The following is a 21,057-nucleotide window of genomic DNA, read 5'->3' as shown; positions in this document are numbered from 1 at the left end:
CGGCGTTTGAGGCGCGGGTCCGGGCGGAGCCCGGTGCGGCCCGCCAGGGCCGTTGCCCCTGCGGGGCCCCTGGGGCTCCGCCCCAGGGGCCCCGCGCCTCAAACGCCGGCGAGGCTGAAAATGCGTGGCCTCAGCCGGCGAGGCTGAAGGTGGCAGGGTCCCCGAGGCCGGGTCCGGGCCCGGGGGCCCCCGCCTCAAACGCCGGCGAGGCTGAGATTGGCCGGGCCCGGGCCCGGGTGGGGGTCAGGCGAAGACGACCGTGCGGGCGCCGTTCAGGAGGACGCGGCGTTCGCTGTGCCACTTCACCGCCCGCGCGAGCGCCTGGCACTCGACATCCCGCCCCACCGCCACCAGCTCCTCCGGCGTCACCCCGTGACCCACCCGCTCGACCTCCTGCTCGATGATCGGCCCCTCGTCCAGGTCGGCGGTCACGTAGTGCGCGGTCGCACCGATCAGCTTCACACCCCGCGCATGCGCCTGGTGGTACGGCTTCGCGCCCTTGAAGCTCGGCAGGAACGAGTGGTGGATGTTGATGATCCGCCCGCTCAGCTCCCGGCACAGCGTGTCTGACAGCACCTGCATGTACCGCGCCAGCACCACCAGCTCGACGTTCTCCGCCCGCACCAGCTCCAGCAGCTGGGCCTCGGCCGCCGCCTTCGTGTCCTTGGTGACGGGGATGTGCACGAAGGGCACCCCGTACGAGGCGACCAGCTCGGCGAAGTCGGTGTGGTTGGAGACCACGGCCGCGATCTCCACCGGCAGCGCACCGATCCGCGAGCGGAACAGCAGGTCGTTCAGGCAGTGCCCGAACTTCGACACCATCAGCACGATCCGCATCCGCTCGTCCGAGCGGTGGATCTGCCAGTCCATCCGGAAGGAGTCGCCGATCGCGGCGAAGCTGGCCCGCAGCTTCTCGACGGTCACCGGCGGCGCCGCCGAGAAGTGGACCCGCATGAAGAAGAGGCCCGTGTCGTGGTCGCCGAACTGCTGGCTGTCCTCGATGTTGCACCCGGTCATGAACAGGTAACTGGACACGGCATGCACAATTCCCTGCTTATCGGGGCAGGACAGGGTCAGTACGTACTGCTGGGGCTCGCTCTGCTGCGGGTCGTCGCTCATGACCCGCAAGACTTTCACATTCGCGCCGCCGGGCGCGCTTCACGCCGCCCGCGTGAGGATGTTCAGCACCTCGAGGGAGCGCGGCCGGACGTCGGGGTCGTCCCCGTCGGCCGCCGACAGCCGTACGTGCGCCTCGCGCGCGGCCCGGACCGCCTCCGGCCAGGCGTGGTGTTCCAGGTAGACGGACACGGGAGCGTCCGGCCCGACCTGGTGCAGGATCCGCAGCACCCGCAGGACGGCGAGGTCCACCAGGGCCGCCTCCTGGGAATCGCGGAAGATCGTGCCGACGTACTTCTCGGCGGACCAGCTGTCGAGCCAGGTGTCCTCGACGAGCCGGTAGACGGCGTCGGTGACGTCCCCGTAGCCGTCGAGACCGGCCAGCCAGGTGTCCTCCTGGAACGCCGGGTCGGAGAGCATGTGCAGCGCCGAGCGCACGTTGGTGCGCCAGCGCCACCACGGCATGTCATTGAGGGCCATGCCGCCCATGGTGGAGGAGCGGCGGCCGCGGCGGGAAGAGTTCTTCGAACCTTGGTCGAATGTCACGCGCTCGATCGTACGTTCCCCCGGCCGCCCGCCTTGCCTGGCCTTGCCCGCCTTGCCCACCCGCCGGTCTCCCGCAATTCACCTGGGTGTCACCGGATGTTGTGTACACCTCACACTTCAGTTACCCGGGGCGCGGAAGTGTGACGGGTCATGACCGACTGGCGACGCGCAACACGCTCCCGTTCCCGCTCCCACACGCTCCTGACCCGAGCCGTGGTCATGGCGACGAGCACGGTGGCAGGTGCGTGTCTGCTGACCGGCTGCGGTCTGGTCCCCGGGGCCACGGGGGGCTCCGGGGACACGCTCACCGTCATGACCTGGGCACCCGAGGGCACCAAGGCCACCAACATGGGCGGGATGCCCGGCATGGCCCTGGCCTACGAGCGCTGGATCAACGCCAAGGGCGGCATCAACGGCCACAAGCTCCACGTCCTGACCTGCAACGAGCACAACACCGCCAGCGGCGCCGCCGACTGCGCCCGGCAGGCGATCGCCGCGAAGGCCGTGGCCGTCGTGGGCTCGTACAGCCAGTACGGACGCGCCTTCATGGCCCCGCTCGAAGCCGAGAACATCCCCTTCATCGGCGGCTACGGCGTCTCCGCCGAGGAGTTCCAGAGCACCCTGTCCTACCCCGTCAACGGCGGCCAGCCCGTCCTGCTCGCCGGGGCCGGGCACCAGCTGGGCAAGGCCTGCGACGACGTGGCCCTCGTCCGGCCCGACACCCTCGCGGGCGACTCCATGCCGATCCTCCTCAACGCCGGCTTCAAGGCCGTCAAGCCGCAGCGCGAGGCCGCCGACGTCCGGGCGCCGGAGGACTCCGCGAACTACGCCGACCAGGCGCAGGAGGCCCTCACCGAGGCCACCAAGGGCAAGGGCACGTCCGACAAGAGCACGTCCGACAAGAGCTCCGACAAGGGATCCGAGAAGAGCGACAAGGGCCGCGGCTGCGTGGCCGCCGTCCTCGGCGAGCGGACCGAGACCTTCTTCGACTCCTTCCGCCGCCTGGAGACCCAGACGAAGAAGCCGCAGGTCTCCTCCGTCCTCGGCAGTGTCGACCAGTCCCTGGTGGACCGCACCGGCGGCAAGGAGAGCCAGTTCGAGGGCGCCTACGTCACCAGCTGGTACCCGGTGGCGAGCGATCCGCTGTGGCAGCCGATGCGCAAGGTCATCACCGAGAGCGCCTTCGGGGACAACCGGGTCAGCCCGGACGACACCGGCACCCAGACGACCTGGATCGCCTACTCCGTCTTCACCGAGATCGTGAAGCGCCTCGGCAAGGACGAGACCGTCACCGGGCGTACGGTCGCCCGCGCCCTCAACCACTCGGCGGGCATCAGGACCGGCGGCCTGACCCCCGACCTGAGCTGGCGCTACCAGGACATGCGCGCGGTCGGCGGCTACCCCCGCATCGCGAACGGGCGGGTCACCTTCCAGATCGTCCAGGACGGCCGGATCGTCGCGCAGCCCGGCGAGAGCACCATGGACATGACGCAGACGCTGGAGGCGGCCCCCCGCTCCGGCTGACCCGGAGGCGGAGGCCCGCGCTCAGAGCTGGGACTTGTCCCGCTGCGTGAGGGAGTACTGGGTCGCGATCCTGTTCCACATGGTCGCGGCCGATTCCTTCGACTTGGTGGCCTCGCCGCTCGACTTGTCGGCCTCGTTGGCGTTGCCGGTGACCTTGGCCTTGCCGTCCTTGCAGGTCTTGCGGTCGCTCGCGGCCTCGTCCGCCCAGGCCGCGTAGGACCGGTCCGCCGCACCCGAGGCCTTCCAGGCCTTGGTGAGGGCCGCGGTCAGCTTCGCGTGGTCGGGCAGCTTGTCGGTCTTCAGCTCCTGGAGCTTGGTGACGAGCTCCTCGCGCTTGCGGGCCGCGTCGCGCAGGTCCTCGGCCGCCGGGCCGAGGTTCTTGCACGACTTCACGTCGTCCACGGCTCGGATCACCGCCGCCCGGCTGTCGTTGCTGTCGGCGAGCACCTTGTCCAGCTGTACGGCCTGGCCGCGCGCCGGGTCCACCGGCGCCTCGTCCGCCGGGGGCGAGGCCGAACCGGAGCCGGAACCGGCCGGCTTGCTCGCCGCGGTGTCCACCGCCGCCGGGTCGTTGTTCTGGGCCTTGCCGTCACCCAGCAGGGACCCCACGCCCAGCCCGACCACCGCGAGCGCGAGCACCGCGACCCCGATGACCGCGGGCGACACCTTGCGCGCGGGCTCCGGCGGGAGCGGCGGCTGGAAGGGGGCCGCCTGCGGGAACTGCCCGGGCGGCGGGGGCTGCTGGAACCCGGCCCCCTGCGGGTACGGCGGCTGCTGCTGCGGGAAACCGGCCTGCTGCGGGAACTGCGGCTGCGGCTTCGGGCGCCGCTGCTGGAACGGGGGCGCGGGCATCGGCGCCTGGCTGCGCGGCGCCGCCGGGACGGGCGGCAGCACCTGGGTGTGCGCCTGGTCGTTCCCGCTGGCGTTCCCGTTGCCGTTGGTGTTCCCGTTGCCGTTGCCGCTCCCCGGGCCTTCGCCGCGGAACAGGCCGTCGAAGACGTCCGGCGGCCCCTGCCCGGGGCCCTGCCCGGCCGGGACCGGCGGGATGTACTGGGTCGCGGCCTCGTGCATCCCCGGACCTGACCCGGTCCCGGGCCCGGGCCCGGGACCCTGTCCGGACGGCACGGGCGGGATGTACTGCGTCGCCGCCTCCCCGTGGTCCGGGGCGGCCGGCACGGGCGGGATGTACTGCGTCGCCGCCTCCATGCCCGCCGGGCCCGGGCCGCCCGGAACCGGCGGAATGTACTGCGTCGCCGCCTCCATCGGCCCCGGGTGCGCCGGGACCGGCGGTATGTACTGGGTCTCGGCCTCCGGGATCGGCGGATAGCCGTAGCCGTGCGGGGCGCCCGGGCCCTCGTACCCCGGTCCCAGGACGTGGCCGGGCGGCGCGTCCTGGGGCGGGTACCCGTACGCGGGAGGCTGGTACGAGGGGGCCTCGTACACGGGGGGCTGGTACGCGGGGGGCTCCGCGGGGTGCCGCGAGTCGCCGCCTTGTCCGCTCTGCGTCACCGGGACTCCTTCTCCGACCGTCCGATACCTACGGAACCGTCGGTCACGCTACCCGGTCGCCCCCCGATCCCGTCACGCCACCTGTGACTCCAGCCGCGCGCTGAACTCCCTGACGGCCGCTTCCTCCCGGTACGGCTCCAGTCGCAGCCGGAAGTCGTCGAGGTACTCGGCGCCCCGGTTCGACCGCAGGCCGGACAGCAGGTCCACCGCCTGCGCGGCGGTGTGGCAGCCCTGTTCCACCTCGCGGCGCTGCACCTGCGAGGTCGCCAGGAGCAGCAGCCCGATGGCTCGTCTGCGGGCCTTGGTCCGGGGCAGTGCCCGCAGGGCCTCCTCCGCCCGCCGGCCCGCCGCGTCGGCCTGGCCCAGGTCGCGGTGGCAGTGCGCGAGCTCGTCGGCGAGGTAGGCCTGGTCGAAGTGCCGGATCCAGACCGGGTCGTCACCGGACTCCGGTTCGGCCCGCTCCAGGGCGGTCAGGGCCCGCGAGGACAGCACGGCCGTGGCCCGGGCGTCACCCAGCAGCGCGTGCCCGCGCGCCTCGGCGGCGTAGAACATGGCCTCCGCCCGCGGGGTGACCTGCCCGCGCGTGCCCTCCTGCGCGGCCCGCGCCAGCTGTGCGATCTCCCGGGGGTTGCCCAGTTCGGCCGCGAGGTGGCTCATGGACGCGGCGAGCACGTACCCGCCGTACGCCCGGTCGCCCGCCGCCTGGGCCAGGCGCAGGGCCTGGATGTAGTAGCGCTGGGCGAGCCCGGGCTGGCCGGTGTCCACCGCCATGTAGCCGGCGAGTTCGGTGAGCCGGGCGACGGCCCCGAAGAGCGCCCGGCCCACCGGCTCCCGGTAGGAGCCGCCGATCAGCCCGGAGACGACGCTGTTGAGGTAGTGGACGACGACGGGCCGTACGTGCCCGCTGCCGAAGCGGTGGTCGAGTTCGACGAGGGCGTCGGTGGTGGCGCGGACCGCCTCGACGTCGGACATGCCGACGCGCGAGCCGCCCGTACGGGCCACGTGGGGGTCGGCCCCGGTGATCAGCCAGTCGCGGCTGGGCTCGACGAGCGCGGAGGCGGCCACGGTCGATCCGGCGAGGAAGTCGCGGCGGCCCACGTCGCTGCGCCACAGCTCGCACACCTGCTCGATGGCGCCGATGACGGTCGGGGAGAACTGCAGACCCACGCCGGACGCGAGGTTCTTTCCGTTGGCCATGCCGATCTCGTCGATGGTGACGGTACGGCCGAGCTTGCGCCCGAGGGCTTCGGCGATGATCCCGGGAGCCCGGCCGCGCGGCTGCTGTCCGCGCAGCCAGCGGGCCACGGATGTCTTGTCGTAGCGGAGATCGAGGCCGTGTTCCGCGCCGCACATGTTGACCCGACGAGCGAGGCCGGCGTTGGAGCAGCCGGCTTCCTGGATGAGTGCCTGCAACCGTTCGTTCGGCTGACGGGCGACGAGAGGCCTGGCTGCCATGAGAAAACCCCCTGCTGGCCGCGGGTGATCGTGCCTCTGATCACTTCCCGGCTGATCTGCGAAGAATGCGGAACACCGCCCGGAACGTGGTGAGTCGTACCCAGTGGTCACGCGAGGGGGTGGACCGCCGCTCTCCGGTCTGCTGCGAGGTGTCGCTACCCAGCCCCCGGCCCCGGGTCCCCCGCGCGCCCCCGCCCGTGCACCGGTGCGCCCCGCATGCAGGATCGATGCTCCCTCGACCGGCTGGTTTACGCCCGTAACTCCCGGTGACGGCGGCAGTTGTGCTGATCGTGGAAGAGACCATCGGAGTCACGGAGACCGCGCCCATTCCCCAGCAACGCGGCGAGCTGCTGCTGGACCATGCCGTGCGGTACGCGGAAGAGCGGCACTGGGACGTGTTCGCGGGCACCTGGCTGGAGCCCGGGGACGGCCGCGAGGTCTGCTCCTGCGGGGTCGCGGCCTGCGAGAAGCCGGGCGCGCACCCGGGGGTGAAGGAGTGGGCGGCGCTGGCGTCGGGCAGCGCGGTCCGGGTCCGCCAGCTGTGGTCGCGCCAGCCGGGCGCCTCGATCCTGCTGCCGACGGGCCGCACCTTCGACGCGATCGAGGTCCCGGAGGTGTCCGGCTTCCTGGCGCTGGCCCGGCTGGAGCGCCTCGGGCTCACCATCGGGCCGGTCACCGCGACCCCGGACCGGCGGATCCAGTTCTTCGTCCTGCCCGGTGCCGGGGCCAAGCTGCCCGACCTGCTGCGCAAGCTGGGCTGGCAGCCCGCCTCGCTGGACCTCGTCGCCCGGGGCGAAGGGGACTACGTCGCCGCCCCGCCCACCCGCTACGGCGGCCGCGGCCAGGTGCAGTGGGTGCGCCGCCCCACCCCGGCGAACCGGTGGCTGCCCGACACGGAGGAGCTGATCGACGTACTGGCCTACGCGTGCGGCCGCGAGGCGGCGGCGGCCCGGGCCCGCCGGGGCTGACCCCGCGTCCCGCTCCGGGCCGGTCCGCGCAGGTCGGTACATTCAGCCCTACGGACGCCGCGTCCTGTCCTCGTAAGGTGAACGACGACCACGGGGACAGAACGAGAGGCAGGGCGCGATGCCGGACCAGGCGGCTGCGACGGGGGACACGGCATCGGTTGCCGCCCCCGCCGTACGGATTCAGGGACTGTGGAAGCGGTTCGGGGAGCAGATCGCGGTCGGAGGGATCGATCTCGAACTGCCCGCGGGGCAGTTCATCGGTCTCGTCGGCCCGAACGGGGCGGGCAAGACCACCACCCTGTCGATGGTGACCGGGCTGCTGCGCCCCGATCAGGGCCGGGTCGAGGTCGCCGGACATGACGTATGGCAGGACCCGGTTCAGGTGAAATCCCGGATCGGGGTGCTGCCCGAGGGGCTGCGGCTCTTCGAGCGGCTGTCGGGGCGGGAACTGCTCGGCTACATGGGCCGGTTGCGCGGGGTCCCGGGGGCGGAGACCGACAAGCGCGCGACGCAGCTGCTGGACGTCCTGGACCTGGCGGGCTCGCAGCACAAGCTGGTCGTGGACTACTCGACGGGCATGCGCAAGAAGATCGGCCTCGCGGCGGCGCTGCTGCACAACCCCGAAGTGCTCTTCCTCGACGAGCCGTTCGAGGGTGTGGACCCGGTGTCCGCGCAGACCATCCGCAGGGTGCTGGAACGTTACACCGCCTCCGGTGCCACGGTGGTCTTCTCCTCGCACGTGATGGAGCTGGTCGAGTCGCTGTGCGACTGGGTCGCGGTCATGGCCGCCGGACAGATCCGCGCCGCGGGCCCGCTGGCGACCGTACGCGGCGGTGCGCCCAGCCTGCAGGACGCCTTCCTCGAACTGGTCGGAGCCCAGGGCCTCGACACGGGCGAATCGCTGGACTGGCTCGGCGGCGGGGCGGCCTCCCGATGACCGCGCCGATGGCGCGGACGGCGCCGGCGGCCACGGACGCGCGCACCGCCGAGGTCTCGCTCACGCCCGTCTTCATCCGGCTCAAGCTGTCCCTGCTGCGCAACGGCCTCAAGGGCTCGTCGAAGCGGAAGGCCGCCTACATCACCACGCTGGTCCTGGCGCTCGGCGTCGGCGTGCTCCAGATGTTCGGTCTGGCCGTGCTGCACGGGAACGAGCACGCGGGGACCGTCGTGGTCCTGCTCGCCGCGATCCTGGCGCTGCTGTGGTCCGTGATGCCGCTGTTCTTCCCCAGCGGTGACGAGACCCTCGACCCGACCCGGCTGGTGATGCTGCCGCTGCGGCCCCGGCCCCTCGTCCGGGCCCTGCTGGCGTCCTCGCTCGTCGGCATCGGGCCGCTCTTCACGCTGTGCCTCGCGGTCGGCTCGGTGGTCGCGGTGGCCAGTGGCCCGGCGGGCATCGTCGCCGCCGTCCTCGCCGTGCCGCTGCTGCTGCTCGGCTGTGTGGTCCTGGCGCGGGTCGTCGCCACGGCGAACGTGCGGCTGCTGACCAGCCGCAAGGGCCGGGACCTGGCCCTGCTCAGCGGTCTGCTGATCGCGATCGGCGCCCAGTTCGCCAACTTCGCCAGCCAGCGGCTGTTCCAGGCGGGCGGCCTGAGCACCCTGGAGCCCGCCGAGGCGGTGGTGCGCTGGCTGCCGCCCGCGACCGCCGTCGGCATGGTGGACTCGGTCAGCCGCGGCGCGTACGCCGTCGCCGCCGCCCAGCTCGCGCTGACGCTCGGCGCGATCGCGCTCCTGCTGTGGTTCTGGGAGCGCGGCCTCACCCAGCTGATGGTCACCCCGGACGGCTCCACCCTCGCGGCGGCCGGACCGGGCAAGACGCGCGACTCCGGGTCCGGGGCCTGGTCCCTGCTGCCGGGCGGCCGCACCGGAGCGGTCATGCAGCGCGCCCTGCGCTACGCGGTGCGCGACCCCAAGACGAAGTCCGCGTGGGTGAGCTCGCTGGCCGTCGGGCTGATCATCCCGGTCGCCAACGCCCTCCAGGGGCAGGGCTCGGTCTACCTCGCCTGCTTCGGCGCGGGCATGCTCGGCGTCCAGATGTACAACCAGTTCGGGCAGGACACCTCGGCGTTCTGGATGGTCGCCCAGACGATCTCCACCCCGCGCGAGGCGTACGCCGAACTGCGCGCCCGCGCCTTCGCGCTGGCCCTGGTCACCGTCCCGTACACGGTGCTCGTGACCGTGGTGACGGCGGCGATGGTGGGCGACTGGGCGGCCCTGCCGGAGGTCGTCGGGCTCGCGCTGGGCCTGCTGGGAGCGATGCTGTGCTCGGGGGCGCTGGCCTCGGCCCGCTTCCCGTACTCCATCCCGTCCGAGGGCGCGTTCAAGAACGTCGCCCCGGGCCAGGCCGGCCTCGCCTGGCTGGGCATCTTCGGCGGGCTGCTCGCCTCGGCCCTGCTGTGCACGCCGCTGATCGCGCTGACGATCTGGCTCCACGTGGCGGACCTCCACTCCTTCCTGTGGCTGCTGCTGCCCCTGGGCGCGGGCTGGGGCGCCCTGGCCACCTGGGCGGGCCTGCGCCTCGCGGCCCCCACGGTCGCCCGCCGCCTCCCGGAAATCCTCACGGCGGTCAGCAAGGGCTGAGCGGCACGGGATACGGGACGGGGGCGGCCCGGCGAGGAGTTCCTCGCCGGGCCGCGCCCGTTCCCCCGGGTTCCCGCCCGGGTCAGGAGGCGTTCGCCAGCTTGGCCGTGAAGGCGGTGGGGACGCTCACCACGTCGTCGAAGCTGAGCTTGCCGGCGCCGAACTCACTGCCCGCCATCGCCCGCTTCTTGCCGCCCACGATCTGCCAGACGGTGTTGCTGTCGGGCGACAGGAGCATCGTGCCGTCGGCCGGAGCCGCCTTCGCGGCGGCCGCGCCCAGCCACTCCCCCGGGGCGCCTTCCAGCGGACGCTGGTCGTAACCGAAGCCGGTGAAGTCGGCGTAGGTCAGCGGAACCGCGACCCCGCCCGCCAGCACGTAGACCGTGGAGTTCGCGCCGGAGGCGTCCTTGACGATGGTGCCGTTGGCGAGCTGCCTGGCCGCGGTGCCCGCCAGCCAGCTGGTCGGAACACCCATCAGGGAGCGGCTGTCGTAGCCGTTGGCCGTCCACTCGGCGGCCGAGATGTGCAGGGCCGAGCCGTTCACCATGACGTAGCGGGACGGGTCGGTGCCGGTCTGGTCCATCACGACGCGGCCGTTCGAGACGGTGCGCTGGGCCGCGCCCTGCAGCCAGGCCGTCGGAACGCCCATGTCGGGGCGGGTGTTGTAGCCGTCGGCCGTCCAGTCCGCGGCGCCGATCTGCAGCGCGGCACCGTCGATGATCACGTACCGGCCGGCGCCGCCCGCTTGGTCGTGCACCACCGTGCCGGCGCCCGGGGCGCCCGGCAGGCCGTTGAACGCGGAGTCGTCCACGAGCACGATCTTGCTCAGGTCGTAGTGGTCCGGGGTGACGTCCGAGCCCGCCACCGGGATGCCGGCACCGGCGATCATCACCTTCACCTGCGGGCCGTTCGGTGACTTCACCAGCGTGCCGGAGGGCAGGGAGGAGGGGTTGGGGTAGCTGGGGGCCGTCGGGTACGGGTCCCGGTGGTCGGCGCCCAGTCCGGCGGCGGGGCCGCAGGAGGGCCAGGCGCCCTGGCCCTGACCGGCCAGGATCTTCTCGCCGGTGAGGATCTGCTGCTGCTTCGTCGCCTGGTCGGGGCGGGCCGCGTACTGCGTGCCGCCGTAGGCCCGCCAGGTCGACATCGAGATCTGGAGACCGCCGTAGTAACCGTTGCCGGTGTTGATGGCCCAGTTGCCGGTGGCCTCGCACTGGGCGACCTTGTCCCAGGTGGATATGGCGGCGGCGGAGGCGTTGGCACTCCCGAGGAGCGGGGCGGCGACCGCGAGCAGGGCGGCGGCGGTGACGGTGCGGGCGGAGAGCTTGCGGGCGGCGAGCTTGCGGGCGGCGGAGCGCATGGCGGGTTCCTCGTACGTTTCTGGGCGCGGCGGGGGCGGGGGCGGCTGCTGCTGCTGCGGGGCGGGGGCGGGGCGAAGGGTCCGGGCCGGGGCGAAGGGTCCGGGCCGGGCCGGGTCCGGGCCGCCCGGCCGGTGGGGCCGGGCGGCTCGGGGGGGGGCGCAGGTGCTGGGCTCAGGTGCGGTGCTCAGCCCGTGACGACGGGGAACTTCGCCGTGAAGGCGGTCGGGACGCTCACCACGTCGTCGAAGCTGAGCTTGCCGGCGCCGAACTCACTGCCCGCCATCGCCCGCTTCTTGCCGCCCACGACCTGCCAGACGGTGTTGCTGTCGGGCGACAGGAGCATCGTGCCGTCGGCCGGGGCCGCCTTCGCGGCGGCCGAGTTCAGCCAGGTGCCCGGGGCGCCCAGCAGGTCGCGCTTGTCGTAGCCGAAGCCGGTGAAGTCGGCGTAGGTCAGCGGGACCGCGACCCCGCCCGCCGTCACGTAGACCGTGGAGTTGGCGCCGGAAGCGTCCTTGAGGATCGTGCCGTTCGCCACCTGGTGGGCCACCGAGGCGGCGAGCCACTCACCCGGAACACCCATCAGGGACTGCTGGTCGTACCCGAGGCCGGTCCACTCGGCGGCCGAGATGTGCACCGCCGCGCCGTTGAGCATGACGTAGCGGGACGGGTCGGTGCCCGACTGGTCCATCATCACGGTGCCGCTCGGGACGGCCTTGGCGACGGCGCCCTTCAGCCACTCGCCCGGAACGCCCATCAGGGTCTGCTGGTTGTACTCGTCCGCGGTCCATTCGGAGCCCGAGATGTGCAGCGCCGCGCCGTTCACCATGACGTAGCGGGACGGGTCCTTGCCGGTCTGGTCCATGACGACGAGCCCGGTCGATACGTTGCGCTGGCTGGCGTCCTTGAGCCAGGCGCTCGGAACGCCCATGTCCGGGCGGGTGTTGTACCCGGCTGCGGTCCAGTCCGCGGCGCCGATCTGCAGCGCGGTGCCGTCGATGATCACGTACCGCTCGGCGCCGCCCGCCTGGTCGTGGACCACGGTGCCGGCACCGGGCGAGCTGGGCAGGGCGCGGAAGGCCGTGTCGTCCACGAGCACGATCTTGCTCAGGTCGTACTTGTCCGGGGTGACGTCCGAACCCGCCACCGGGATGCCGGCGCCGGCGATCATCACCTTCACCTGGGCGCCGCTCGGCGACTTCACCAGCGTGCCGGAGGGCAGGGAGGAGGGGTTGGGGTAGGTGGGCGTCGAGGTACCGGCGGGCGAGATGTAGCCGCTGATCTTCTGGCCCCAAGGAGACGAACCGACGCTCCACTTGGTCGTGGGGTTCGTGGAGACGCGGCCCGCGCCGCCGCCCTGGTTGCCACCGGTGATCGTCACCGTGTTGCCCGAGATCCCGGTGACGATGGCCACATGGTCGGCGTAGCTGCCGCTGTGGTTGTAGACAACCGCGTCGCCGACGTGCGGAGTGTCGGAGAGGGTGCCGTACTTGACGCCGTAGTCCCAGAAGCTGGCCGCCCGGTCGTCCAGGGTGGCGAGGCCCGTGACCCCGTTGCGGGCCCAGACCCAGCCGGCGAAGTCGGCACACCAGGCGTGGGTCCGTACGGTTCCGCCGTCGCAGCTGCTCGACTGGTTGGGCCCGCCGACGTAACCGCCGTGGGCGCAGTAGCTGTTGCCGTTCTCGGCCTGGGCGGTCGCCGAGATGCCGTCGGTGAGCGTCGAGGCACTGGCCGGGCCGGCCGTCACCGTGGTGAGCACCGTGACGGCGAGGGCCGAGGCGGAGGCGAGGCGGATGGAGACGGTCTTGAGGGTGCTGTTGCGGGACATGGCGAAGCTCCTGGTGGCGTGAAAGGTACGTGTGGGTGCGCTGCGGGTGCGCAGGCGGGCCTGATCGAGGCCGGAAGAATGGGGGCGCGCGGCGTGGCGGAGGACGGCTGCCCTGCAGGAGCAGCTGTCGGGCCGGCGGACGCGGCGCGGGGTGGTGCGGTGCGTGGTGCGGTTCTGCGGTTTTGCGGGGGCGCGGTGGCGCGGTGGCGCGGTGGCGCGGTGGTGCGGTGCTGCGGGTGGGAGCGGGTCGTCGCGGCGGGGCCGGGCGACGGGACCGGCTACTCCCAGGCGGTGGTGTTCTTGCCGACCGGGGCGGTCTCCCAGGCGGTGGTGGCGGTGACGTGGGAGTCGGCGGTGGTGGGGCCGGTGTGGGCGGCGAGGGCCGGGGCGACGGCGGCGAGGGCAAAGGCGAGGGAAGCGACCGCGGCGGCCTGGGCGAGACGGGTGCGAAGCATGGAAGTGGTCCTTTGCTGGAGCTGCTGGAGCTGCTGGAGCCGGCCGGGCCGGCGCTGGTACAGGTCATTGATCCGGTCTGGCGTCCCGCGGTGGCGCTTCGACCGGTGGTGCCTGCCGGGCGGTTCTCCCTGCTGGCGAGTACTAGCTTCGTCGCAGCTCAAGGCAGTTGGAAGGGCATTCAGCTGGACGGAACCGGACCTGGACCGTTCCGTCCAGCGGGTCCGGAACCGGCCAGCAGGAGGCCCTCGTAGTACGCGGTGACCATCGGGACGCCGACCCGGCCGACCGTCCATCCGCGCAGCGCGGGCACCTTCTCGAAGGCGCGGCGGCAGAGCGTCTCCGTACGGCGCTCCGCCTGCTCCAGGCTGTCCGCGAGGAGGTAGACGCCGAGGACGGGGCCCGGCAGGGCGTGCGGGTGCGTGGAGACGTGCTCGACCGGAACCTCGGAGTCCGCGAAGGTGCGTACGAGTTCACCCGCGTGCGGGGGCAGCGGGGTGCCGGAGGCCGGGGCTCGCAGGGAGGCGTGAATCAGGTACATGACCTCACCGTTCCGGACATTTGGCCCCAGCAAAACCCCCTGCAACATGGACGGTTCGGGCCTTGGCCGGATCGGGCCACAAAAAGCTGTTCTATCGTTTCGCGGCATGAAATGATCATCACGCTTCGATTCGTTCGAGCTCACAAAGGCGCATCCGGGGGGACAACGCTGTGCTGGCAACGCTTGGCCTGAACGCGACGGCGGAAGCCGTCTACCGCACGATGCTCGCGCACCCGCGTTCCGGGGTGCGCGCGCTCAACGAACACCTCGGCATGCCCGAGGCCGAGGTCCGCGCGAGTCTGGACCTGCTCAGCGAACTCGCCCTGATCCGGCCCTCCTTCGAGCATGAGGGCGAGCTGCGCGCCGTCTCGCCCGAGGTCGGCATGGAACTGCTCATGGCCCGTCAGCAAGCGGAACTGGCGGCGCAGCAGCTGCGCATCGAGGCCTCGCGCGCCGCCGCGGCCCAGCTCATCGCGGAATTCGCCGACCTGAGCCCGGCCGTGGCGAGCCCCGGGGTGGAGCAGCTGGTCGGCCTGGACGAGATCCGGACCAGGATCACCGGCCTGGCGCACGGCGTCCGGACCGAGCTGATGACCTTCGCCCCCGGCGGGGGACACCGGCCGGAGACCCTGGAGGCCTCGAAGCCGAGCGACCTGGCGCTGCTGGGGCGCGGGGTCCGCATGCGCTCCCTGTTCCAGGACAGCGTGCGCAACAGCCAGCCCACCGTGGCCTATGCGGCGTGGCTGGGCGAACTGGGGGGCGAGGTGCGCACCGCGCCGGACCTCCCGACCCGGCTGATGATCTTCGACCGGACCACCGCGGTCATCCCGGTCAGCAGTGACGACAGCTCCGCGGGCGCGGTGGTCCTCACCGGCCAGGGCACCCTGATGGCCCTGTGCGCGCTCTTCGAGAACCTCTGGACCGGCGCCCGGCCACTGGGCACCTCCGAGGAACGCGACGAGGCCGGTCTCAACGCCCAGGAGGCCACGGTGATCCGGCTGTTGGCCCAGGGCCTGACCGACGAGGCCATCGCCAAACGCCTGGCGGTCTCCCCCCGCACGGCCCGCCGCCTGGCCAACAGCCTGATGGAACGCCTGGGCGCCGCAAGCCGCTTCGAATTCGGCGCCCGCGCCGTCCAACGCGGCTGGCTCCCCACAACGGAATGACCCCGCCGCGTGGGGCAGGTACTCATATGCGAATTCGCATATGAGTACCTGCCCCCTAGCGCATCCCCGCATCCTTTGTTATGGCCGATAGGACCGTTTTCGCCAGACTCGCAATCTTGCCTTGCGCTCGCAACCAGTCACCTGATGTCGTTCGAGGACGGTGCCGGGGAGGGCACAGGGCTGGGAGGGCTGGACCATGGGCACGGGTGCCTACTCAGAACGGTGGCAGGAACTATTCGACACGCCGCAGGGCCTCCGCCTCGCGTCGGCCGCGGGGCCAGGGGCGGGGGAGAGCGGCGATCTGGTTCACGCGGCGGGGCCGTGGAGCACGGCGGCATCAGCGGCGGGCGAGCTGCGCACCAGCACGGGCAGCGCACTGAGCCGGATGTCTCTCGCCCACGAGGGCTTGGCGTCGGGAACCGCCGGCCTCGCATCCGCGGGCGCCCTGGTGGCCGTACAGGCTTCGTGGGAGAAGCGACTGACGGCGGTCCGCGACGAGTGTGGTGCGCTGGATCCGATGCTGCTCAAGGTGGCCAAGGACCTGGGAGAAGTGGACGAACAGGGCCGGCTCGCGTTCTCCCGTCTCGCGGTACGACCGGGGCCGACGAAATGAGCATGACCTGGCAGCAGTTGCGTGACCTGAAGACGAGCGAGTTCACGGAGGCCGCCACGGGCTGGGCGGAAGCAAGCAACCGGGCGAATGCGGCAAGGACCAGGATCAGCATGGAGATGCTGAAGTCCCTGGAGACGCAGAAGGGCGAGTCCGCGACCGCCGCACACGAGCGGCTGCGGCGCCTGGACCGGAACTTCGACTACATCCACACCGAGTGCGGTCTCGTCCGCACCACCCTGGGCGCCCTTGCCCAGGAACTCTCCACGCAGCAGACACGTTTGAAGGCTGCCCTGGACGACGCCACGAACCACGGCTTCACCCTGCACGCGGACGGTTCGGTGGAGTACCCCCCTGCGGGCGAGAGTCTCCTGACCAAGCAGCCGGTTCCCGGCAGTTCGGTGCGGGGAGTCGACCGACGGCTGTTTCTCCGTGAGCTGCCCATGCACCCGCAGGCCCAGCCCCCGATGGGCGCGAGCGCCAACCCGAACCACGCGGTGGCCCAGGAGATCGCCAGCCGGATCCACACGGCCCTGCTCGCCGCGCAGGAGGTGGACTCGCGCTTCACCCAGGCCTTGAACCGGCTGGTGGCCGCGGATGGCCTCGAGGTAACCGACGCCACCTGGGCGGACGCGACGGCCGACGCGGACCTCGTACGCAAGGAGGCCGGACATTACCTCCACGACACGATCCCGCTCGACCGGAGCCCGGCGGACCGGCACTCATGGTGGCAGGGCCTGACGGACGACCAGCGGGCCGAGTATCTGGCGGTGTACCCGGACGTGATCGGCAACCTGGACGGCATCCCGGCGGAGACACGGGACCGCGCCAACCGGGACAACCTGGAGATGCTGATCGGGAAGCTGTCGGAGCAGGGTGACGAAAAGTCCCGGAATCAGCTGGAGGGCCTGCGTTCGATCAACGACCAGCTGTGGAATCAAAGGCCGATGGACCCGCCGATGTACCTCCTGGGCATCAGCGACCAGAACAATGGCCGGGCCATCGTCTCCTTCGGTAACCCGGACACCTCGAAGAACGTCTCGGCGTACGTCCCCGGGTTGGGGACGGCGCTCGACGGTTCGTTCGCCCGCAACGACATCGAGCGGGCTCGAAGTACTGGAATCCTCGCCAGCAGATTCGATCCCTCCACGGCATCCATGGTGTGGCTCGGCTACGACGCACCGCAGGCGCCTGCTGACAAATTCGTTGAGAATTTCGAGGTCATGGGCGATGGCAAAGCCCGTACCGGCGCTACGTCCTACAACCAGTTCATGGCCGGGATCAGCGCCACGAACCACAACTCCGACCCGCACGTCACCGCTATCGGCCATTCATATGGGTCCCTTATGGTGGGCCAAGCCGCACAGGCGCCTGGCGGCATTCCGGGCGCCGATGACATCGTTCTGATCGGTAGCCCTGGTACGGGTGCGCACACGGCCGACCAACTCGGGGTCGGAAGGGAGCATGTGTGGGTCGGAGCGGCGGACAATGACCCGGTCACTCAACTGCCGAACAAGGCCGAAGCCAACGGCATGCTCAGGGGAGTCATCAATGGCATATCCGGTGGTCCGACCGGCCCCCTGCTCGGCGGTGCCACCGGCTTCCTGGCCGGCACGATAGCGACCGGCACGAGTGAAGGCTACTTCGGTACCGACCCCGCCGACCGGTCCTTCGGAGCCCGGCGCTTCGAGGTGGCGGCCGGGCCCCCCGCCTTTCACAGCCTCGAAGACCCGGCACCCGCTCACTCCAACTACTTCGATCCCCAGGTGGATCCGGTCTCCGCGGAGAACATCGCCCGCATCGTGGCCGGTGACACCAGCGGGCTCACCACTCAGGACCCACGATGAGACATCAGCGCATGGCAGCCGTCGCACTTCTCCTGGGCGTCCTCACAGGGTGCGCGCTGCCCGGATCCGGTGCGAAGGACTCGACGAAAGGGCCTCGGCCGGACATGGATCTACGACAGGGCGTCGAGCGTGGCGACATGATCCTCCAGGAGACACTCGCCGCGGTGCAACCCGGACTCAGCTGGAATCACGGGCCTTCCGGCAACTCACGCTGTGAAGGCGCCGGGAGCCCTGCGGGGAGCGCCTCGGCGCGCCGTTCGATCACCGTGCTGACGATCGTGTCGGAAGCGCGGCGCGGCGCTCTGATCGGAGTGATCGAGCGCGAATGGAAGGGGCGCGGTTACACCATCACCAAGGTCAGGCCCGGTAGAGAGACACCTGCCGTCTATGCCGCCACGCCCGAGAACTATCGCCTCTCCGCCATGGTCGGATCCACGGGGCAGTTCTTCTTCGACATCACCACCCCCTGCTTCGCGGACTCACCCGTCCAGGACCCCACGGCCAAGCCCAACACACCGGTGCGCACCGGCCCGTACCCCCAGCGACCGGATGTCCACGACGACTTCTGGTCGGCGGAGAGCCCCGCGCCGTAGGCGGTCAGGGGGCGCGCGCGTGCCGCACGCCCCCTGCCCCCGGCCGCCCTGCTCCGGGAGCCGGGCGGCTGGGAAGCCGGGCCGTCGCCGTCGGGGGCGGTCAGGGGTGGGTGGCCTTCAGGGTGTCCAGGAAGGGTTCCAGGGCGGCGCGCCAGGCGTCGGGCTGGTCGTAGTGGAGGTAGTGGCCGGCGTCGGGGATCTCCGCGTACTGGCCCGCCGGAAGCACCCGCACCATCTCCTGTGCCTCGGCCCGGCCCAGCTCGCCGTCCAGCCCGCGCACCACCAGCGTCGGGCACCGTACCTGCGCCAGCTCCTCCCAGTGCGCGTCGTGCACCCACGTCTCGCGGGCGGTGAGCATCTGCCGACGGGAGAAGAGGGGGCGCCATCCGTCCTGCGCCTGGTGCATCACCTCGGCGAAGAAGGCCCCGCGCCCGGGGTCGGGCCGCTCCACCCGCGGGTCGTCCTCGCCGAACCAGCGCCGCGCGGCGTCCTGCGTGGGGAACGGCAGCGGCCAGCGGCGGAACCACTCCTCCCACTCCCGCTGCGAGGCGGCACCGAGCGCGGAGGCCCGCATGTCACAGATGACCAGGGCCTCGACGAGGTCGGGGCGGCGGGCGGCCAGCTGCCAGGCGGTGAGGGCGCCCATGGAGTGGCCGATCAGGGTGACGGGGGCCAGGCCGAGCTGCTCGACCACGGCTTCGGCGTCGGCCACGAAGGCTTCGCGGGCGAAGGCGGTGGGGAGACCCGGCCCGTTGGCCAGGCGCTCGCTCTGTCCATGGCCGCGCTGGTCCAGGGCGACGACGCGGCGCCGCTCGGCGAGCCAGCGGGCGGTTCCGGCCCAGTGGAAGGCGCGGCCCATCAGCCCGTGGAGTAAGAGCACGCCGGGACCGGATCCGGGCCCGGACCCAAGACGGGAGCCTTCGGCCGGGGCACCTGGGGAGGTGGGTTCCCGGAACTCCCACGCGGCCAGGCGTACGCCGTCGGACCCTGTTACATCGAAGCGCTGTACCACCGCAGATGCACCCCCTTCGCTCCCCGCAAGACTATCGAACCCGCATTCGAAAACAGCCTTCTCGACGGCAACACCACTCTTTCGAATGACCTTGCTCAAGGATTGGCCGCCGCTGCCGAGGGGAGATTTTCAACGGGAGGCGGGCCGCTCGGGGAAGACGGTCCGAAGGGGATGACCTTGAGAGCTCGGGGCTCCAGGTCAATAGGGGAGGACCGGTCCCGGCGCCGCGAGGCGCCGGGACCGTCCACACCGGAGAAAACATCTACCCCACGCGGGCGGTACGGATGCTCACCGCTTGGCCACGAACACGTGCGAGGCGACGTCCGAGTCCAGCTCGGCCGCCTCGCCGCCACTGCCGACCAGCACTCCGCCCGGGGACTCCGTCACGCTGACGACCGAGCCGGGCTGCACGCCCGCCCGCCGCAGCGTGTACATGAGCTGGGCGTCCGTCTGGATCGGCTCACCGATCCGGCGCACGACCACGGTCTTGCCCTCGGCGCCCGGGTCCAGCTCCGCCAGACTCACCATGCTGTCGTCGAGGAACGGATCCGCCTCGGCCTTCTCGCCCAGCTCCTCCAGCCCCGGGATCGGGTTCCCGTACGGCGACTCGGTCGGGTGACGCAGCAGCTCCAGCACCCGCCGCTCCACCGCTTCGCTCATCACGTGCTCCCAGCGACAGGCCTCGGCGTGCACCTGCTCCCACTCGAGACCGATGACGTCGACGAGGAGACACTCGGCCAGCCGGTGCTTGCGCATCACGCGCGTGGCCAGCCGCCGCCCCTCCTCCGTCAGCTCCAGGTGCCGGTCGCTGGCGACGGCCACCAGGCCGTCGCGCTCCATGCGTGCCACCGTCTGGCTGACCGTCGGGCCGCTCTGATCGAGCCGCTCGGCGATCCGGGCGCGCATGGGGACCACGCCTTCCTCTTCCAGCTCGAGGATGGTGCGGAGATACATCTCCGTGGTGTCGATCAGTCCGGACATTCGTGCCCCTCGGGATATCGTGCGCTGGCCCTGCACCCAATTCTGACGCATCAGGCCGACAACCGTCCCGTGCCGGAGGTCATGGCCCGTCCCGGACCCGCTCGGGGCCTTCGTCCCCGGATTGACGCCGGTATTGACACGCCCTTGGTCCAGACCGCACGGTGAGCGGCGGACACGGACGCACCCCACCTCTGGAAGGGCCCCTCAGCGCATGAGCGAGAGCAAGCTGGCCGGTCAGTTCTTCGACGCCGCGATCGGTCTCCTGGAGCGGGTGCGGGACGAGGAGTCCGCGGGCATCGCCGAGGCCGGCGCCGTGATCGCGGACGCGGTGGCGGCCGGGAACCGGCTCTTCGCCTTCGGCGCCGGGCACTCCTCGCTCCCCGCGCAGGACGTGGTCTACCGGGCCGGCGGGCTCGCCCTGATGAACTTCCTCGCCGTCCCCGGCACCGCCGGGATCGACGTCATGCCCGCGACGCTCGGCAGCGCGCTGGAGCGGGTGGACGGGCTGGCCGGTGCGGTCCTGGACAGCAGCCCGGCCGCCGACGGCGACGTACTCGTGATCATCTCGCTCTCCGGGCGCAACGCGCTGCCCGTCGAGATGGCGATGAACGCACGGGCCATCGGCCTCAAGGTGATCGGCGTGACCTCGGTGGCGTACGCGACGGAGACCCGTTCGCGGCACGTCTCCGGCACCTTCCTCAAGGACCACTGCGACATCGTCCTGGACAGCAAGATCGCGGTCGGCGACGCGGAGCTGAGCCTGGCGGGGATCGACGCGCCGTTCGCCCCGGCGTCCACCGTGGTGACCAGCGCGATCATGCAGGCCGTCATGGCCGCGGCGGCCGGTGACCTCGTCGCGCGGGGCGTCGAGCCGCCGCTGCTGCGCTCGGGCAACGTCGACGGCGGCCACGAGTGGAACGGCCGCGTGATGAAGGAGTACGGCGACCGCATCTTCTTCCGCCACTAGGCATCACCC

Annotated in this window: 19 protein-coding genes; 9 read left to right on the top strand and 10 right to left on the bottom strand. The window is 71.7% G+C overall.

Features of this window, described 5'->3' with window-relative positions:
* Positions 1–243: 243 nt before the first annotated feature.
* On the bottom strand, positions 244–1,119 hold the full coding sequence (purU, locus tag ABT084_RS13040) for a formyltetrahydrofolate deformylase (protein WP_351041857.1): 876 nt from the start codon (positions 1,117–1,119) through the stop codon (positions 244–246).
* A gap of 39 nt (positions 1,120–1,158) precedes the next feature.
* A complete protein-coding gene (locus ABT084_RS13035; RefSeq protein WP_351041900.1) occupies positions 1,159–1,605 on the bottom strand; it encodes an SCO4402 family protein in 447 nt (148 codons plus the stop codon).
* A 207-nt stretch (positions 1,606–1,812) separates the two neighbouring features.
* Here ABT084_RS13035 and ABT084_RS13030 point away from each other — a divergent pair, with 207 nt between their 5' ends.
* Positions 1,813–3,186, top strand: a complete 1,374-nt coding sequence (locus tag ABT084_RS13030) for an ABC transporter substrate-binding protein (RefSeq protein ID WP_502968918.1) — start codon at positions 1,813–1,815, stop codon at positions 3,184–3,186.
* A gap of 21 nt (positions 3,187–3,207) precedes the next feature.
* Here the strand turns inward: ABT084_RS13030 and ABT084_RS13025 are convergent, their stop codons facing one another.
* Together ABT084_RS13025 and ABT084_RS13020 are read right to left on the bottom strand one after the other, a co-directional pair.
* Positions 3,208–4,695: a hypothetical protein gene (locus tag ABT084_RS13025; protein ID WP_351041851.1), complete on the bottom strand. Its 1,488-nt coding sequence runs from the start codon at positions 4,693–4,695 to the stop codon at positions 3,208–3,210.
* Positions 4,696–4,767: 72 nt separating this feature from the next.
* Positions 4,768–6,150, bottom strand: a complete 1,383-nt coding sequence (locus ABT084_RS13020) for an NsdA family TPR-like regulatory protein (RefSeq protein WP_351041848.1) — start codon at positions 6,148–6,150, stop codon at positions 4,768–4,770.
* Between the two features lie 281 nt (positions 6,151–6,431).
* Here ABT084_RS13020 and ABT084_RS13015 point away from each other — a divergent pair, with 281 nt between their 5' ends.
* The 3 genes from ABT084_RS13015 to ABT084_RS13005 all read left to right on the top strand — a co-directional run bounded on the left by ABT084_RS13015 (position 6,432) and on the right by ABT084_RS13005 (position 9,695).
* A complete protein-coding gene (locus ABT084_RS13015; RefSeq protein WP_351041897.1) occupies positions 6,432–7,118 on the top strand; it encodes a bifunctional DNA primase/polymerase in 687 nt (228 codons plus the stop codon).
* 118 nt (positions 7,119–7,236) lie between these two features.
* Positions 7,237–8,055, top strand: a complete 819-nt coding sequence (locus tag ABT084_RS13010; RefSeq protein ID WP_351041846.1) for an ABC transporter ATP-binding protein — start codon at positions 7,237–7,239, stop codon at positions 8,053–8,055.
* Positions 8,052–9,695, top strand: coding sequence for a transporter (locus ABT084_RS13005; protein WP_502968917.1), 1,644 nt, complete (start codon positions 8,052–8,054; stop codon positions 9,693–9,695). Before ABT084_RS13010 ends, ABT084_RS13005 begins: the two co-directional genes overlap by 4 nt.
* A gap of 82 nt (positions 9,696–9,777) precedes the next feature.
* Here ABT084_RS13005 and ABT084_RS13000 read toward each other — a convergent pair whose 3' ends face one another.
* From ABT084_RS13000 to ABT084_RS12985, 4 genes are all read right to left on the bottom strand, one after another.
* Positions 9,778–11,052: a transglycosylase family protein gene (locus ABT084_RS13000; RefSeq protein WP_351041843.1), complete on the bottom strand. Its 1,275-nt coding sequence runs from the start codon at positions 11,050–11,052 to the stop codon at positions 9,778–9,780.
* A gap of 185 nt (positions 11,053–11,237) precedes the next feature.
* Positions 11,238–12,878, bottom strand: coding sequence for a CHAP domain-containing protein (locus ABT084_RS12995; protein WP_351041841.1), 1,641 nt, complete (start codon positions 12,876–12,878; stop codon positions 11,238–11,240).
* Positions 12,879–13,156: 278 nt separating this feature from the next.
* Entirely contained in the window at positions 13,157–13,333 is a 177-nt protein-coding gene (locus ABT084_RS12990) for a hypothetical protein (protein WP_351041838.1), read from the bottom strand.
* Positions 13,334–13,512: 179 nt separating this feature from the next.
* The gene (locus ABT084_RS12985) at positions 13,513–13,872 is read right to left on the bottom strand and encodes a hypothetical protein (protein ID WP_351041836.1); all 360 of its coding nucleotides are present in this window, start codon (positions 13,870–13,872) and stop codon (positions 13,513–13,515) included.
* A gap of 170 nt (positions 13,873–14,042) precedes the next feature.
* Between ABT084_RS12985 and ABT084_RS12980 the strand changes: the two genes are divergently transcribed.
* The 4 genes from ABT084_RS12980 to ABT084_RS12965 all read left to right on the top strand — a co-directional run bounded on the left by ABT084_RS12980 (position 14,043) and on the right by ABT084_RS12965 (position 18,088).
* A complete protein-coding gene (locus ABT084_RS12980; RefSeq protein ID WP_351041833.1) occupies positions 14,043–15,038 on the top strand; it encodes a helix-turn-helix transcriptional regulator in 996 nt (331 codons plus the stop codon).
* 196 nt (positions 15,039–15,234) lie between these two features.
* On the top strand, positions 15,235–15,651 hold the full coding sequence (locus ABT084_RS12975; RefSeq protein ID WP_351041831.1) for a hypothetical protein: 417 nt from the start codon (positions 15,235–15,237) through the stop codon (positions 15,649–15,651).
* Between the two features lie 110 nt (positions 15,652–15,761).
* On the top strand, positions 15,762–17,495 hold the full coding sequence (locus tag ABT084_RS12970; protein WP_351041829.1) for an alpha/beta hydrolase: 1,734 nt from the start codon (positions 15,762–15,764) through the stop codon (positions 17,493–17,495).
* Between the two features lie 137 nt (positions 17,496–17,632).
* Positions 17,633–18,088: a hypothetical protein gene (locus ABT084_RS12965; RefSeq protein WP_351041826.1), complete on the top strand. Its 456-nt coding sequence runs from the start codon at positions 17,633–17,635 to the stop codon at positions 18,086–18,088.
* Positions 18,089–18,188: 100 nt separating this feature from the next.
* Here ABT084_RS12965 and ABT084_RS12960 read toward each other — a convergent pair whose 3' ends face one another.
* On the bottom strand, positions 18,189–19,100 hold the full coding sequence (locus ABT084_RS12960; RefSeq protein WP_351041824.1) for an alpha/beta fold hydrolase: 912 nt from the start codon (positions 19,098–19,100) through the stop codon (positions 18,189–18,191).
* A 288-nt stretch (positions 19,101–19,388) separates the two neighbouring features.
* On the bottom strand, positions 19,389–20,081 hold the full coding sequence (locus ABT084_RS12955; protein WP_351041821.1) for an iron-dependent transcriptional repressor DtxR: 693 nt from the start codon (positions 20,079–20,081) through the stop codon (positions 19,389–19,391).
* 211 nt (positions 20,082–20,292) lie between these two features.
* On the opposite strand from ABT084_RS12955, the gene ABT084_RS12950 reads away from it, so the two are divergent.
* The gene (locus ABT084_RS12950) at positions 20,293–21,048 is read left to right on the top strand and encodes an SIS domain-containing protein (protein ID WP_351041818.1); all 756 of its coding nucleotides are present in this window, start codon (positions 20,293–20,295) and stop codon (positions 21,046–21,048) included.
* The last annotated feature ends 9 nt before the right edge of the window (positions 21,049–21,057 follow it).

The sequence above is a fragment of the Streptomyces sp. NPDC002138 genome, from assembly GCF_040296485.1.
GTDB lineage: Bacteria > Actinomycetota > Actinomycetes > Streptomycetales > Streptomycetaceae > Streptomyces.
The sequence above is the reverse complement of the archived record's forward strand: the minus strand, read 5'-3'. Positions and strand labels throughout refer to the sequence as shown.

Coding starts and splice junctions, on each gene's coding strand:
- purU (WP_351041857.1), bottom strand. CDS start 1,119: ATGAGCGACGACCCGCAGCAGAGCGAGCCCCAGCAGTACGTACTGACC.
- ABT084_RS13035 (WP_351041900.1), bottom strand. CDS start 1,605: ATGGGCGGCATGGCCCTCAATGACATGCCGTGGTGGCGCTGGCGCACC.
- ABT084_RS13030 (WP_502968918.1), top strand. CDS start 1,813: ATGACCGACTGGCGACGCGCAACACGCTCCCGTTCCCGCTCCCACACG.
- ABT084_RS13020 (WP_351041848.1), bottom strand. CDS start 6,150: ATGGCAGCCAGGCCTCTCGTCGCCCGTCAGCCGAACGAACGGTTGCAG.
- ABT084_RS13010 (WP_351041846.1), top strand. CDS start 7,237: ATGCCGGACCAGGCGGCTGCGACGGGGGACACGGCATCGGTTGCCGCC.
- ABT084_RS13005 (WP_502968917.1), top strand. CDS start 8,052: ATGACCGCGCCGATGGCGCGGACGGCGCCGGCGGCCACGGACGCGCGC.
- ABT084_RS13000 (WP_351041843.1), bottom strand. CDS start 11,052: ATGCGCTCCGCCGCCCGCAAGCTCGCCGCCCGCAAGCTCTCCGCCCGC.
- ABT084_RS12995 (WP_351041841.1), bottom strand. CDS start 12,878: ATGTCCCGCAACAGCACCCTCAAGACCGTCTCCATCCGCCTCGCCTCC.
- ABT084_RS12990 (WP_351041838.1), bottom strand. CDS start 13,333: ATGCTTCGCACCCGTCTCGCCCAGGCCGCCGCGGTCGCTTCCCTCGCC.
- ABT084_RS12985 (WP_351041836.1), bottom strand. CDS start 13,872: ATGTACCTGATTCACGCCTCCCTGCGAGCCCCGGCCTCCGGCACCCCG.
- ABT084_RS12975 (WP_351041831.1), top strand. CDS start 15,235: ATGGGCACGGGTGCCTACTCAGAACGGTGGCAGGAACTATTCGACACG.
- ABT084_RS12970 (WP_351041829.1), top strand. CDS start 15,762: ATGGAGATGCTGAAGTCCCTGGAGACGCAGAAGGGCGAGTCCGCGACC.
- ABT084_RS12965 (WP_351041826.1), top strand. CDS start 17,633: ATGATCCTCCAGGAGACACTCGCCGCGGTGCAACCCGGACTCAGCTGG.
- ABT084_RS12955 (WP_351041821.1), bottom strand. CDS start 20,081: ATGTCCGGACTGATCGACACCACGGAGATGTATCTCCGCACCATCCTC.
- ABT084_RS12950 (WP_351041818.1), top strand. CDS start 20,293: ATGAGCGAGAGCAAGCTGGCCGGTCAGTTCTTCGACGCCGCGATCGGT.